The 13,578-nt window shown below is 66.8% G+C and carries 13 protein-coding genes; 3 read left to right on the forward strand and 10 right to left on the reverse strand.

The genetic code is table 11. From position 1 onward, the window contains the following. Positions 1-11 precede the first annotated feature (11 nt). Positions 12-1,061, forward strand: a complete 1,050-nt coding sequence (locus EDF64_RS15800) for a methionine synthase (protein ID WP_133520917.1) — start codon at positions 12-14, stop codon at positions 1,059-1,061. Between the two features lie 183 nt (positions 1,062-1,244). Here EDF64_RS15800 and EDF64_RS15805 read toward each other — a convergent pair whose 3' ends face one another. Genes EDF64_RS15805 through EDF64_RS15830 form a run of 6 tightly spaced genes read right to left on the reverse strand, consistent with a single transcriptional unit; the run spans position 1,245 to position 7,910 of the window. After that, a complete protein-coding gene (locus tag EDF64_RS15805; protein ID WP_166645773.1) occupies positions 1,245-1,688 on the reverse strand; it encodes a DUF1648 domain-containing protein in 444 nt (147 codons plus the stop codon). Beyond that, positions 1,688-2,770 (reverse strand): serine hydrolase domain-containing protein, encoded by a 1,083-nt coding sequence (locus EDF64_RS15810; RefSeq protein WP_133520919.1) that lies wholly within the window; start codon positions 2,768-2,770, stop codon positions 1,688-1,690. The genes EDF64_RS15805 and EDF64_RS15810 overlap by 1 nt, the downstream gene beginning before the upstream one ends. After that, a complete protein-coding gene (locus EDF64_RS15815) occupies positions 2,748-4,694 on the reverse strand; it encodes a beta-L-arabinofuranosidase domain-containing protein (protein ID WP_133520920.1) in 1,947 nt (648 codons plus the stop codon). Before EDF64_RS15815 ends, EDF64_RS15810 begins: the two co-directional genes overlap by 23 nt. Then, complete coding sequence (locus EDF64_RS15820) at positions 4,691-5,665, reverse strand: carbohydrate ABC transporter permease (protein WP_123681930.1); 975 nt, start codon at positions 5,663-5,665, stop codon at positions 4,691-4,693. The genes EDF64_RS15815 and EDF64_RS15820 overlap by 4 nt, the downstream gene beginning before the upstream one ends. Next, a complete protein-coding gene (locus EDF64_RS15825; RefSeq protein ID WP_133520921.1) occupies positions 5,662-6,612 on the reverse strand; it encodes a carbohydrate ABC transporter permease in 951 nt (316 codons plus the stop codon). Before EDF64_RS15825 ends, EDF64_RS15820 begins: the two co-directional genes overlap by 4 nt. Beyond that, the gene (locus tag EDF64_RS15830) at positions 6,609-7,910 is read right to left on the reverse strand and encodes an ABC transporter substrate-binding protein (RefSeq protein ID WP_133520922.1); all 1,302 of its coding nucleotides are present in this window, start codon (positions 7,908-7,910) and stop codon (positions 6,609-6,611) included. The genes EDF64_RS15825 and EDF64_RS15830 overlap by 4 nt, the downstream gene beginning before the upstream one ends. A gap of 152 nt (positions 7,911-8,062) precedes the next feature. On the opposite strand from EDF64_RS15830, the gene EDF64_RS15835 reads away from it, so the two are divergent. Together EDF64_RS15835 and EDF64_RS15840 are read left to right on the forward strand one after the other, a co-directional pair. Next, complete coding sequence (locus EDF64_RS15835; protein ID WP_166645775.1) at positions 8,063-9,061, forward strand: LacI family DNA-binding transcriptional regulator; 999 nt, start codon at positions 8,063-8,065, stop codon at positions 9,059-9,061. A 65-nt stretch (positions 9,062-9,126) separates the two neighbouring features. Further along, positions 9,127-9,999 carry a phosphotransferase gene (locus tag EDF64_RS15840; RefSeq protein ID WP_133520957.1) on the forward strand — a complete coding sequence of 291 codons (873 nt, stop codon included), beginning with the start codon at positions 9,127-9,129 and terminating at the stop codon, positions 9,997-9,999. Positions 10,000-10,151: 152 nt separating this feature from the next. On the opposite strand, the gene EDF64_RS15845 is transcribed toward EDF64_RS15840, so the two are convergent. The 4 genes from EDF64_RS15845 to nrdF all read right to left on the reverse strand — a co-directional run bounded on the left by EDF64_RS15845 (position 10,152) and on the right by nrdF (position 13,536). Further along, positions 10,152-10,583 carry a TIR domain-containing protein gene (locus tag EDF64_RS15845; RefSeq protein WP_133520924.1) on the reverse strand — a complete coding sequence of 144 codons (432 nt, stop codon included), beginning with the start codon at positions 10,581-10,583 and terminating at the stop codon, positions 10,152-10,154. A 277-nt stretch (positions 10,584-10,860) separates the two neighbouring features. Then, complete coding sequence (locus tag EDF64_RS15850; RefSeq protein ID WP_133520925.1) at positions 10,861-11,736, reverse strand: HIT family protein; 876 nt, start codon at positions 11,734-11,736, stop codon at positions 10,861-10,863. 4 nt (positions 11,737-11,740) lie between these two features. Continuing rightward, entirely contained in the window at positions 11,741-12,223 is a 483-nt protein-coding gene (locus tag EDF64_RS15855) for a TIR domain-containing protein (RefSeq protein WP_243736422.1), read from the reverse strand. A gap of 338 nt (positions 12,224-12,561) precedes the next feature. Then, positions 12,562-13,536: a class 1b ribonucleoside-diphosphate reductase subunit beta gene (nrdF, locus tag EDF64_RS15860; protein WP_022906554.1), complete on the reverse strand. Its 975-nt coding sequence runs from the start codon at positions 13,534-13,536 to the stop codon at positions 12,562-12,564. Between the last annotated feature and the right edge of the window lie 42 nt (positions 13,537-13,578).

The raw sequence follows: 13,578 nt of genomic DNA on the forward strand, positions 1-13,578 counted from the left end.
CCCACACCCGCATGACGTCCCTCCTCCCCACCTCGATCGTCGGCAGCCTGCCGAAGCCGTCCTGGCTCGCCGAGCCCGAAAAGCTCTGGTCCCCCTGGAACCTGCAGGGCGCAGCACTCACCGAGGGCAAGCAGGACGCGCTCCGCTCCGCCGTCCACGAGCAGGAGCGCCACGGCATCGACATCGTCAGTGACGGCGAACAGACCCGCCAGCACTTCGTCACCACGTTCATCGAGCACCTCGACGGCGTCGACCTCGAGCGCAAGGAGACCGTGCGGATCCGTGACCGGTACGACGCGGCGGTCCCGACCGTCGTCGGTGCTGTGAGCCGCCGGGCGCCCGTGTTCGTGGACGACGCTCGCTTCCTGCGCGCGCAGACCGACCGCCCGATCAAGTGGGCGCTCCCCGGCCCGATGACCATGATCGACACGCTCTCCGACCAGCACTACAAGAGCCGCGAGAAGCTGGCGTGGGAGTTCGCCACGATCCTCAACCAGGAAGCGCGCGAGCTCGAAGCCGCCGGCGTCGACATCATCCAGTTCGACGAGCCCGCTTTCACCGTCTTCCACGACGAGGTGCAGGACTGGGGCGTGGCAGCGCTCGAGCGTGCCGCCGAGGGCCTCCGCGCCGAGACCGCCGTGCACATCTGTTACGGCTACGGCATCGAGGCGAACAACAAGTGGAAGGAGACGCTCGGAGCCGAGTGGCGGCAGTACGAGCAGTCGTTCCCGCTGCTGCAGCAGTCGTCCATCGACATCATCTCGCTGGAGAGCATCCACTCGCACGTCCCGCTCGAACTCGTCGAACTCATCCGTGGGAAGAAGGTCATGCTCGGGGCGATCGACGTCGCGACCGAGACCGTCGAGACCCCGGAAGAGGTCGCGGAGGTACTGCGGCGGGCGCTCGAGTTCGTCGACGCGGACAAGCTCATCGCGAGCTCGAACTGCGGGATGGCTCCCCTTGCGCGTGGGGCCGCGCTGGACAAGCTCGGTGCGCTCTCCGCTGGCGCGGACATCGTGCGGGCGGAGCTCGTCGGCGCGGCGGTCCCGTCGGCGCGCTGACACTGCGAGACCCCACGGCGGCTCTCTTCCGGCAGGAGGAGAGCCGCCGTTCGTGTTGCGTCCGCGCGCGCGGCTCTCGATCTGGCCTGGAGGCGCGGCTTCCGTCCGGCCGACGGGTCGCGTTGGTACCGGCGTCACCTTTCACCGCCCCTCGACCGCGGTCGCTGTCTCAGCGATCCGCTTTCAGTCCCTCGCAGGGGAGAGCAGCCAGTACGGAACAAAGGCCCACGCGGGCGCCGCCGCGAGAAGCCACCAAGCCGTCGGACTCAACGTCGAAGACGCCAATCCAACGACGATCAACCAACTCATCGCGAGCGCGGCGACGAACCCCGCGGTGACCGCGCATGAGATGCGCCCTCTGCGCCGGTCTCGAGCGAAGGCGGACCCGACAGCCGCCACGAGGAACAGCGCCTGTATCGCCGCGAGCAGGATCGCGGTTCCCAACGGTGCTCCGTACCCGCTCGGGCTGCCGTCGGGGCCGAACGACGTGGCGATCCGTTCGGGTAGCCGATCCCACCAGGCGCTGGTGAGCGCAACCTCGACCACGACGGGGAACGCAGCTGCGATGGCTGCGAAAAGCCCCTCGCGCGTGCGCCGACCGCGGGCGCTGGGCATCGGTGCGATCATCAACCGTTGCATGTCTCCCGCACCTCCCGCTCGATGAGCGCTGTAGCGATCGCGTCTGCCGCATGCGGAGCCTTCGCGAGGGCGTGGACCGTGGCAGTGACTCCTACCGCGTTGGCGATGACCGCACCTGCCGCTCGCACCTCTCCGTTGATCCAGATCGATGCCCCTTCCCGCTGCCAGCTCACCGTGCGGGAGGGTCCCGCGCCCGGTTCGAGCGCCCAATCCGCGTAGCGACAGAGATCGTCGAACGTGGACCAGACGCCGCCCGCCGCCGCGAACGACGACTCCCCGAGCGCCCACGGCTGAATCGTGCGACCGAAGAGCTTCGCCACCACCCGGTCTGCTGGAAGAGGCTCGAGCGTGGCAGAGCTGATCCCCGCCGGCTCGAGGACGTGCTGGCGCACAGCGGTGAACCAGTCGCCGTGCACCTCGTCGAGTACCGCACCGAGGAGGGCGTATCCCAGGTTCGAGTACACGAACTGCCCCCGGGGCGTGGCCGGTACCGCAGCCGCCAGGTCCAGAGGAACCCCTGCAGCCTTTCGGTATGGGTCACCGAACAGGCGGTCGCGCATCACGGCTGGTAGCCGCGGCAAGCCCGAGGTGTGGTGGACGAGGTCAGCAACCGTCATCTCGGAATCGGGGATCGCGGGGAGGTAGTGCGCGACCGGCCGCTCGACCTCGAGGGTGAGCCAGGCTGTCGCGCCCACTGGTCCCTTCGTGATGCTCCCCCACTCGAGCATCGAGGCGGTGGCGTACGGGCCGCGGGGCTCACGGACGGCTCGCCAGCCATCGCCTGCACGAAGACTCGCGCGCCAGTGGCCGGAACTCTCAAGCGGATTCCGCACTTGTGTTCCTCTCGCTGCAGACGGCGGCTGTAAGCCTCGTCTTCGACTCGATCTTCGAACTCCAATCTGATGCGTGAGTACTTGTGTATCAGCTTGCGAACGTCTGGTCCACCTTGCGGATGCGATGCCATCGGGGCCCGTTCGGCCACCACGGACAGACTGAAGGCGCGGTGCCAACCGGCACCGCGCCTCCAGTCCGGAAAGCCGCCACCCGCTACCGCCCCGGCTCCTCCACATCGTCCACGTCCCGCCAGTTCCCGATCACCGGGAACTCCGTCACCCGCAGCCGCGCGGACCCGTACGGCACGAGGCGCAGGTCGTCATCGGGCCCGTGGTCGAGCACCGGACTCGCCGGGGGAACGTCGGCCTGCGCGCCCGCCATCCGCCACTCGGTCGCTCGGGCGCCGGGCGCGTGCAGCACGACCGGAGCGCTCCGCCGGTCGCGGAGCGACCACGGCGCCGCCGGAACGGTTCCGCGGGTCACCCGCCACGAGGCGGCTGATCCGACCTGGTCCAGCGCCCAGTTCCACGACCCGCGCGGGTGGATCTCCCACTCCCCGATGCCCGGTGCGCCTTCGTGTTCCACCCAGCGCTCCCCCGGCGAGTAGACCATCGTCAGCGGCCCGAGCCGGACCGCCGCCGCTTGCCGCTCGCGTCGCGTCACCCTCGCCCGCATCGGCAGTACGAGCACGACGTCACCGGCCGTCGACCAGTCGCGTTCCAGGGTCACGTAGCCGTCCTCGGCCGGGAGCCGCGACTCACCGGCGAGCGCCACCGGGGTGCCGCCGACCGTCAGCCGGGCGTCGTCGGCCCACTCCGGGATGCGGAGTCGGAGCGCGAACGGTGTCGTCCGCTCGGTCTCCACGCGGATGGTGACGGTCTCGTCGAACGGGTACGCCGTGTCGACCTCGATCGCCACGGGATCGGGTCCGACGGACGTCCGCAGCGCCACGGGCGCGTACGCCACGACCCGCAGCCCGTCGTCATCACGCAACCAGGAGTTCGCGACGAACTTCGGCCATCCCTGGTGCAGGTTCGCGGTGCAGCAGCCGAAGTGCGGCTCGAGGCCGAAGATCCCGGCGTCGTCCGACGAGAAGCTCCACTCGCGGCGGGCGACGGACACCTCGACCTGGTTCGCCTGCTGGTGGTACTGGTGTCCGCGCATCTCGGGGTCGCTCGACGCCGGCAGCAGGTTGTACGCGAGGTGCTCGAGCCGGTCGCCGTCGATCGCCCGGCCGTACACCTGCGCGTGGACCTCCTGCGTGAACATCATCTCGACGACCTGGCACGTCTCGACGCCCGCCGTCGCGAACGGTCCCCCGAGCCACTCGTCGCCGGAGAACCACCCGTGGGCCTGCCCGTGCCACCGATCGAGGTTCCCGAACGCCGACTCCGTACGGGCGGCGTGTCCGGTGAGGTCGCGGTCACGGAGGGCGTCCACCGCACCGGTCTTCAGCCCCATCGCGACGTTCGGTCCGTGGGTGCGGTGCGAGAACACCCGTGCAGCGCCGGTGATGAGGTCACCGGCCAGGTACTCGTCCCACCGGATCGTCTGTGCCGCGAGCACGTCGACGAGGTCGAGCAGCCAGTCCTCGGTCGTCTGCTCGTACAGCCACCACACCGACAGCGCCGCGTCCGCTCCGCGGGCACGACCCCACGAGGTGAGCGGGCGCCCGGGCAGGTGTTCGAGCTGGTGCCGGAAGTACCGTGCCAGGAAGGGTGCGACGCGCTCGTCCCCGGTGGCGTCGGCGTGCTGTGTGAGCACCTTGCACGCGACCATCCGTGGCCACCAGTCGTCGTTGCCGGTCGGTCCGAAGAACCCGTCCTCGCGCTGCGAGCCGAGGATCCACTCGATCCACGGCGTCGCGAGCGCCAGCAGTCTGTCGTCGTGCAGCACGTGCGCGAGCGGCACGAGTCCGTCCAGGTAGTACGGCCCGCGTTCCCAGTTCTCACCTGCTCCGCCGCGCCAGCCGCTGTCCGGTCCGACGTCGGGCCAGAGCGCCTCGAGCTGCCCGGTGATGTTGTCGGCCTGCAGCCGGAGGTGGTCCAGCAGCCAGCCGCCGGGTGTGATGCTCCCGAGCGGCAGGGGCCGGTGCGGCCGACCGCCGGGGCTGGGAGCGTCGGCAGCGGTGCCGGTGGTCGGGATGTCCGTGATGGTCATTTGATGGATCCTCCGATGAGACCTCTGGTGTAGTACCGCTGCAGTGCGAGGAACAGCACGACCACCGGGACGGTCGCGACGCACGCGACGGCGGTGAGGAGTCCCGGGTCGATCACCGGCACGCCGGGGATCTTGAAGGACGTGCTGATGCTCGACAGCGCGAGCGGGAGTGTGTACTTGCTGTCGGTCGACAGGAACGTGACCGAGCTGAGCAGGTCGTTCCAGCCGGCCATGAAGCCGAAGAGTGCGGTGGTGACGAGTCCAGGCCACGCGAGCGGCAGCATCACCGAACGCAGGATCCGCCCGGTGCCGGCACCGTCGATGGCCGCGGCGTCCTCGAGCTCCGATGGGATGCCGTCGAACGTGTTCCGCATCACGAACACAGAGAACGGCAGCTGGAGCGTCACCAGCACCAGCACGACCCCGGCGAGCGAGTCGAGCAGCCCGAGCTTGCCGAGCACGATCGACAGCGGCGTGAGCAGGCCCTGGAACGGCACGACGAGCGGCGCCAGCAGGAGCACGAACACGATCGTCGACCCGCGGAACCGGATCTTCGACAACGCGTACGCGGCGAGCGTGGACACGATGGCGACGAGCACGGCGACCGAGATCGCGACGACGAACGAGTTGACGATGTTCTGTCGCAGGTCGACCGAGGGGTCGAACACCTTCGTGTAGTTCCGGAGCGTGAGGGTCGCGATCGACTCGAACCCGATCCCCCGGGCGTCGGCGTCCGCCGGCAGGAACGACCGGAACAGGATGTACAGGACCGGCGCGATGAACAGCAGTGCCAGCACTGTCCCCACGACGACGTACGCGACGCCGCTCGCGTGCACCCGACGACGTCGCGGCGGGGTGACGCCCGGCAGGTCGGTCCGGCCCGGAGCACCCGGCGAATCCGGCCTGGAGGCGCGGCTCGCGTCGCGTCGGGACGCTGCGGTCGTCCGTCTGGTCACGTCGGTCGCACTCATCGCTCGTCCTCCTGTCCGGTGGAGCGCAGGGCCCGGAGCTGGACGATCGCGATGACGAGGATGATCACGGTGAGGATCATCGACAGGGCGGCGCCGTAGCCGAGGTCGTAGCGGACGAACGACTGCTGGTACGTGTACATCACGGTCGTCGTGGTCGACCCGCTCGGGCCGCCCTTGGTCAGCACGTAGAACTGATCGAACACCAGGATCGACCCGGACACCGCGAGCAGCATGCACAGCGCGAACTGCCGCCGGACGAGCGGGAAGACCACCGAACCCTCGCGTCGCCACCACCCGGCGCCGTCGATCTTCGCCGCCTCGATCACCTCGGTCGGTACGGCCTGCATACCGGCCATGAGGAGGATCATCGCGACGCCCATCGACTTCCACACCGTCAGGACGATGACCGCCCAGAACGCGGTGTCGGGCGACGTGAACCAGGCGGTGTCCCCGTTCGTCAGCCCGATCGACTTCAGCAGGACGTTGATCACGCCGGTCCCCGGCACGAGGAGCACGTTCGCCATGTACGCCGCGGCGGTGAAGCCGATGACCACGGGCATGAAGAACGCCGTCCGGACGAAGGAGACGAGTCGGCCCTCACCGCGGACCATCGTCGCGGCGGCGTAGCTCGCGGCCATCCCGAGCGGCACCGACACCACCGTGAAGAGCAGCGAGAAGCCGAGGGAACGCCAGAACGCGGTGTCCTGGAACGCCTGCGTGTAGTTCGCGACGCCAGCGACGCTGACCTTGCCGAGCAGCGGCCAGTTCGAGAACGACATCCCGACGAGCAGCACCATCGGCACGACGAAGAACACGACCGCGAGGACGAGCGCCGGCGCCACGAGCACCCACGCGAGCGTCTGGCGACGACGACTCGCGGACCGCGGACGGGAGCGCTTCGCCCCGTCCGCGACCCCGGCGAGCGCCGAGGAGGTGACGGCTGTCACTGCCCGACCTGGCTGTACGCCTGCTCGATGAGCGAGTTGGCCTGCTTCTCGGCGGTCGCCAGCGCGGTCTCCGCGTCGGCGCCCTGGAAGATGACCTTCTGGGACTGCTGCGCCCACGGACCGTTCGGGTCGTTGATCACCGCGTTGTAGGCGATGCTCTTCGGGAGCTTGCCGATCGCGAGCGTGTCGACGATGTCCTTCGACCAGTCGTCCGTCGCGAGGCTCTTCGCCACCGTGAGGTCCGGCGCGATCCAACCCTGCGACAGGTCGATCTCGGCGGCCTTCATCGAGCTGACGAGCCACTTCATGAGGGACCACGCGCCGTCGGCGTTCTTCGCGCCGGCCGTCATGCCGATCTCGTCACCACCGAGGAACGAGCCGGAGCCGCCCTCCACCCCGGGGATCCCGACCGCGCTGCCGAAGTCGGCCTTCTTCGCGGTGAGGGTGTTCGCGCCGCCGAACAGGATGCCGACCTTGCCGTTCAGGGCGTTCTCCTGCCCGACGTTGCCCGGGTCCTGGTTCGGCTGGTCGGTCTTCTGCATGAGCCCGGACTTCCACATGTCCTGGTACCAGTCGACCATCCCGACGAGCTCCGGGCTGGTGAACTCCGCCTTCTGGCTCTTGCCCGCCGCCGTCAGGACGCTGCCGCTCTTCGCCCACGAGCTCGGGAACCCGGTCCACGCCTGCCCGACTCCGCCGAGGGTCGAGAACCCGGTGACGCCTCCCCCGAGTGCCTGGATCTTCTCGGCCGCGGCCTTCACCTCGGCGAGGGACGTCGGCGGCTTGGTCGGGTCGAGGCCGGCCTTCGTGAACAGCGACTTGTTCCAGAACATCTGGGAGCCGGTGAGCGCCACGGGCAGGGCGTAGTTCTTGCCGTCGAGCGTGCCGATCTCGACACCGGCCGGCGCGAGGTCGCCCTTGTTCGGCAGGCTCTTCACCTTGTCGGTGACGTCGGCGAGCAGTCCCTGGGTCGCGAGCAGCGGCGTGTTGACGATCTCGTAGCTGACGAGGTCCGGCACCGATCCCGCACGAGCGGAGTTCGCGAGCTTCGTGAGGTACTGGTCGGCCTGGATCGTGGAGAGCTTCACCGTGATGCCGGGGTTCGCCTTCTCGTAGGCCTTCACCTGGTCGGTCAGGTCGACGCCGCCGTCGCGCTGCCAGAGCGTCACCGTGCCCTTCGCGGAGCCCCCGCTGTCGGCCGTCCCGCTCGAGGAGCACCCGGCCAACCCGAGTGCCGCGACCGTGAGGGCGGCGGCCAGGGTCGCGGTCCGCCGGATCGTGGATGTCTTCATCGTCATCTCCAAATCGCTCCTTGCCGCATCGTTGCGGCAAGCTTTGCTGTATTTGCCGACGCTAGAGTGCACCACGGGCCGTGTCAATGCTTGACGTCTCAATCGTGATGCGGCAAGGTTTGCCGAGTGCCGTACGCTCGCATCGCAAGGAGGACGCCGTGGTCAACCGACGTGAGGTGACGCTCGCCGACGTCGCCGCCCAGACCGGCGTCTCCGTCGGAACCGTCTCCAAGGTCCTCAACGGGCGTGGGCAGATCGCCGAGGGGACGCGGCAACGCGTCGCTGCAGCGGCGACCGAGCTGGGACTGAGCGTGCGCGCCGAGACGCGAGCCGCGCCTCCAGGCCGGTCCTTCCTGGTCGGGGTGCTCTCCACCGACGCCTACGGACGGTTCACCATCCCGATCCTCACCGGAGCCGAGGACACCTTCGGGCCGGGCGAGGTGTCGATGCTGCTCGCCGAGAGCCGCGGCGACCCCATCCGCGAGGCGCACTACGTGCAGACGTTCCTGAACCAGCGCGTCGACGGGATCGTCGTGACCGGTCGCTCGAGCGACCCGCGGCCCTCGATCACCGGGCTGCTCGGCGTGCCCGCCGTGTACGCCCTCTCACCGTCGCTGGACCCCGACGACGTCTCCATCGTGCCGGACGACGAAGCCGGCGCCGCCCGCGCGATCGACCACCTGATCGGCTCCGGCCGACGCTCCATCGCGGTGATCTCGGGCGCGCGCCGGCACACTGCCAGCTCGCACCGTGTCGAGAGCGCCAAACGCGCCATCGCTGCCGCGGGGGCGACGCTCGCCGGTGGCGACGCCCTGTACGGCGAGTGGAGCGAGCGGTGGGGGTACGAAGCTGCCACGCGACTGCTCGGCACCGAGTTCGACGGGGTGTTCTGCACGAGCGACCAGATCGCCCGGGGCGTCGTCGACTGCCTGCGCGAAGCGGGGATCGCCGTGCCGACACAGGTCGGGGTTGTCGGGGTCGACAACTGGAGCGTGATCACCGACGCTGCGCGGCCTTCGATCACGTCAGTCGACCTCAACCTGCGCGAGGTCGGACGGCAGGCGGCGGACCTGCTCATGCGGAAGATCGGCGGGGAGGCCGTCGAGGGCGGGGTCAGGACGGCGGAGTGCTTCCTGGTGCCGCGGCAGTCGACGTGAGCGTGTCAGGCTCGTTGGCCGCGGTGCTCGCTGCCGCCGGCCTGCCGTCCGATGGACACTACGAGGTGAAGGGTGGGTGGGTCAGTCGGGCGTGGGTCGGGTCGTCGTACGTCGTGCGGGTCGGTGACGCCGCGGCGGCGAGCGCATACGAACACGAGGCGTCCGTCGTGGCGTTGCTTGCCGGGACGGACGTGCCGCACGCTCGGCACATCGCGCACGGGACCTCGGCTGAGGGTTCGTGGTACGTGTCCTCTCGCTTGCCCGGTCGGACACTGCACGACACATGGCCGACTGCCTCGGTCGCCGAGCGTCGGTCGATCATCCACACGCTCGGGGACGCGTTGCGTGCGCTCCACCGCGTGCCGGCTCCCGCTGGGCTGATGCCGCCGTGGCTCCGCGGAGCGTTGGAGGGCGGGTCGTGGCCGGCGTACCACCCGTCGGTCGTGGGTGCGGCAATGTCGCTCGTCGAGGATGCGGCGACCGCCGGGCTTTCCTCCCCGTCGCTCGCTTCTTGGGTTTCATCCCACTTGCCACTGTTCGACGCGGATCCGCACGTGCTCGTCCACGGGGACCTGCACGGGTCGAACATCATGGTCGACGACGGGAAGGTCACGGGGTTGATCGACTTCGCCGAGGCCGTGGCGCAGCCCGCGGACGTCGAGCTCGACACGATCCTGCGGTGGTGTTCGCGGCCGGAGGAGTTCCCGCCGACGCCGTCGTCGCGGGGGCTCGATGCTGCGTCGTTGGCTCCGGTGGCGGGGTGGTTGGAGGAGGCGTACCCGGAGTTGTTCGCGCGTCCGTCGCTCTCGGCGCGACTGGCGTTCTACGACCTGTGGGTGGAGTTGGCGATCTTCGGGCACCATCCGGATGCGGCGGTGCGGGCGGTGGCGGAGGGGCGGATCAGGCAAACAATAAGCGGGCCCGTTCCTGCCGGATGAGCGCATTGACAATCTCGCCAGCGGCGTGAAGTGGTTTCGCGAGGGCGTAGACGTCGGCAGTGGCTTTTTCGGAGTTGACTCTTTCGGCATGGACGACCGCGCCGGACGCCAGCACCAACCAAGTACATACTCACATGGTTGAGACGATCTAGTTACTTCGCCGCCTCTTCGATCCAGGTTCCCAGATTCTCGCGACCGTTATCCCTGTTCCAGGCGTAGTAAGGCGTTCCTACAGGCAGCGGGTTAACGCCTGTAGGATCTGTCTGCAAGTCTTTATCCTTGATTTTGCTGATATCAATTCCAATCAGCCCATGCCCTTGCCGGATCGTTTCTTCAATTTCATACTGGACCCACTTGCGGCTAGCGGTCTCACTCCCAATTAACACAGCCGTCACGGAAGTGCCCTTGATTTGACCATCAATCCACTTCTTGATGGCCGCATCACTACCTTTCTTGATAGTCTCCCACGCGGCGCGGTCGTAATACGGGTTGACGAACCCTTCGCCAACAACGTTGCTGTTTCGCACCTGGCCTACCCGCCAAGCGTCGCGTTCGAAGTGAAAACTGAAGAATACCTTACGCATGAAACCCCCTAGATCGGAGCGGCAGCGTAGGGGCTACCGCATTTCCTTAGGATACGCGGAACTGCTGACAACTTGTAGCCCTAGTCGACCTCTGGGGAGGAAAGATACTCCGTGGATCGATGGCGATATAGGTACGACAGGCAGCATAGCTGGCACGTCCATGTGCTGGGCCGGTCTCGACTGGGCTGATGTTGGACCGCGTCCAAGGGTGAAGAGTCGCCAGCCCCCGAGACCGCTGCGCCTCACAAGGAGCTTCGTCGAGAGGACCGGCGAGTTTTCAGCAAATACTCAGGATGTACGTGACAAGTGTGCCGCCGACGAAAAGGAAGGGGAGATAGAACGGGGCGATCGCCCAGGATTTCCAGTCCTGCGCGTCGGGCCAGTAGTTGACTTCCGTGCGGTCGTCGGGGCCAGCGACGGTCGGATTCATCGCGAACGGTGGTATCGCACCCCCGCTGGCAACACGATCGTAAAGGGCGCGAAAAGAACGTTCTTGTTTGAGGTAGTTCGCGTCAAGCAAAGCGAACACCGCCACCGCGGCCATCCCTAAGACCGCAATCGGCCAACTATGCTCTACGAAAGCATATCCGTATGCAGCGGTAATGATCGGAAGCAGCCATGTTTTTGCAGACGCAGATGCGGACGCCATTCTCGAGATGACACCTTGGATGAAGCTCAGGTGTTGACGTCGGTCCTCTGGGGAGCTGACCAGAAGTGGTGAGACGAAGCTTCTCCCCTGCAGCCCGCCCCGGATAGTGGCGGCGGTAGCGCGCTGCTGATCCCGTGATTCCGCCGCTTTGCGGGGCCAGCGCAGAACCAGTCGGTCTCGCTTCCATCGCGGCACCAAATGCACGTGCACGTGATTGACTGTTTGTGTTGCCGCCGACCCATTGGACTGAATCACGTTGATCCCCTTCGGGTGAAGGGAATACCGGAGTGACTTTGCCACCGCAACTACCGTGCTCATCACAGCGGCTGCGTCCTCGGTCCCCAACTCCCACAGCCGAGAGGTATGGGTCTTGGGTATGACGAGCGCATGACCCCGAGTCGCAGGTTGCAGGGGAACGAACGCGATCGTCTTTTCATCCTCGTAAAGCACGATGGCGTCCGGGTCCTCACCCAGAGCGATCCGGCAAAACGCGCACTTGTCCATCTCGTTAGGCCGTCGCACCTTGCGCGGACCATGACTCGATGTTCTCGACGAGGTAGTTGTAGGTGGACTTCGAATCAATGTTCCCAGCCCAGTCCCGCCGAGTGGGGTCGAAGACTGGAATCGAGTGGCTAGGGACGTCGGCCACGTCGAACGGGTTAGCACCCTCCGCGTCGACAGAGCCCATTGAGGAGATCCCGTGGATGCGGATACCCAGCAGCGGGCGCTGGTCTGCCCAGGCCTTCTCGATTTCGTACCGAACCCAAGGTCGCTGGGAGGTGTAGCGGCCGATCAGTACAACCACGGCCCGCTTGTACCTCATCTGATCGTCGATCCACTCTTGGATGGCGTTCTCACCTCGGGCCTGGATGCTCTCCCAATCCTGCGAATTTAGAATCGGCTGCCCCTCTAATGCACCGATCTTCTCCACGAGTTGCACTCTGTGAACATCCTGCTTGTAGTGGAAGCTATAAAAAACCGTCCTGGCCATGATGTCTCCTCACCTCAGTTTGTGCGTCAGACCCTACGGTCGGCATGCGACAACGGACAATGCGTCACCGCGGGGCGGGATCTGGCACCGCGATGCATCGGTGACAAACTTATCGCGCGGATGCCAAGCAGGCCACTGAGCAGGTCTTTCTCTCTCGCAGCGTCCGAATATAGTCTCTCCGGTGACACCCAGCGATCGACGGGATGGTTGGAGCACGTCCGTTTCGCCTAGACCGCGCGATTCAGATCCGACGAGGTGCCCATGTAAGCCGGCACCCGGCAACGCAGAACGCCCCGCCAGCCGAAGCCAGCGGGGCATCCCCACGAGTCAGACCAGACTCAGAAGTCCCAGTCCTCGTCCTCAGTGTTCACGGCCTTGCCGATCACGTACGACGACCCCGACCCCGAGAAGAAGTCGTGGTTCTCGTCGGCGTTCGGCGACAGGGCGGACAGGATCGCCGGGTTCACGTCCGTGATGTTCTTCGGGAACATCGGCTCGTAGCCCAGGTTCATCAGCGCCTTGTTGGCGTTGTAGTGCAGGAACTTCTTGACGTCCTCGGTCAGCCCGACCTCGTCGTAGAGGTCCTGCGTGTACTGCACCTCGTTCTCGTACAGCTCGAACAGCAGCGAGAACGTGTAGTCCTTGAGCTCGTCGCGCTCGGCCTGCGTGAGCTGCTCGAGGCCCTTCTGGTACTTGTACCCGATGTAGTACCCGTGGACGGCTTCGTCACGGATGATCAGGCGGATCAGGTCGGCGGTGTTGGTCAGCTTCGCGCGCGAGGACCAGTGCATCGGCAGGTAGAAGCCCGAGTAGAACAGGAACGACTCGAGCAGCGTCGAAGCGACCTTGCGCTTCAGCGGCTGGTCGCCCTGGTAGTAGTCCATGACGATGGACGCCTTCTTCTGCAGGTTCGGGTTCTCTTCAGACCAGCGGAAGGCTTCGTCGATCTCGGGGGTCGACGCGAGGGTCGAGAAGATCGACGAGTAGGACTTGGCGTGCACCGACTCCATGAACGCGATGTTCGTGTAGACGGCTTCCTCGTGCGGGGTGACCGCGTCGGGGATGAGCGACACGGCGCCGACGGTGCCCTGGATGGTGTCCAGCAGGGTCAGGCCGGTGAAGACGCGCATGGTGAGCTTCTGCTCGGCCGGCGTGAGCGTGTTCCACGACTGCACGTCGTTCGACAGCGGCACCTTCTCGGGCAGCCAGAAGTTGTTGACGAGGCGGTTCCAGACCTCGACGTCCTTGTCGTCCTGGATGCGGTTCCAGTTGATGGCCTGGACCCGATCAATGAGCTTCAGCTTCTCGACCAACGCACGTTTCCTTCAAGAGATGGTGACTAAGTGACGGACTGG

It is taken from the genome of Curtobacterium flaccumfaciens, assembly GCF_004361695.1.
Lineage (GTDB): Bacteria > Actinomycetota > Actinomycetes > Actinomycetales > Microbacteriaceae > Curtobacterium > Curtobacterium flaccumfaciens_B.

What these genes read in the sequence shown, in the direction of transcription:
- EDF64_RS15850 (WP_133520925.1), bottom strand. Translation starts at nt 11,736, where the DNA reads ATGGACAAGTGCGCGTTTTGCCGGATCGCTCTGGGTGAGGACCCGGAC.
- EDF64_RS15800 (WP_133520917.1), top strand. Translation starts at nt 12, where the DNA reads ATGACGTCCCTCCTCCCCACCTCGATCGTCGGCAGCCTGCCGAAGCCG.
- EDF64_RS15845 (WP_133520924.1), bottom strand. Translation starts at nt 10,583, where the DNA reads ATGCGTAAGGTATTCTTCAGTTTTCACTTCGAACGCGACGCTTGGCGG.
- EDF64_RS15805 (WP_166645773.1), bottom strand. Translation starts at nt 1,688, where the DNA reads ATGATCGCACCGATGCCCAGCGCCCGCGGTCGGCGCACGCGCGAGGGG.
- EDF64_RS15810 (WP_133520919.1), bottom strand. Translation starts at nt 2,770, where the DNA reads ATGTGGAGGAGCCGGGGCGGTAGCGGGTGGCGGCTTTCCGGACTGGAG.
- EDF64_RS15820 (WP_123681930.1), bottom strand. Translation starts at nt 5,665, where the DNA reads ATGAGTGCGACCGACGTGACCAGACGGACGACCGCAGCGTCCCGACGC.
- EDF64_RS15830 (WP_133520922.1), bottom strand. Translation starts at nt 7,910, where the DNA reads ATGACGATGAAGACATCCACGATCCGGCGGACCGCGACCCTGGCCGCC.
- EDF64_RS15815 (WP_133520920.1), bottom strand. Translation starts at nt 4,694, where the DNA reads ATGACCATCACGGACATCCCGACCACCGGCACCGCTGCCGACGCTCCC.
- EDF64_RS15855 (WP_243736422.1), bottom strand. Translation starts at nt 12,223, where the DNA reads ATGGCCAGGACGGTTTTTTATAGCTTCCACTACAAGCAGGATGTTCAC.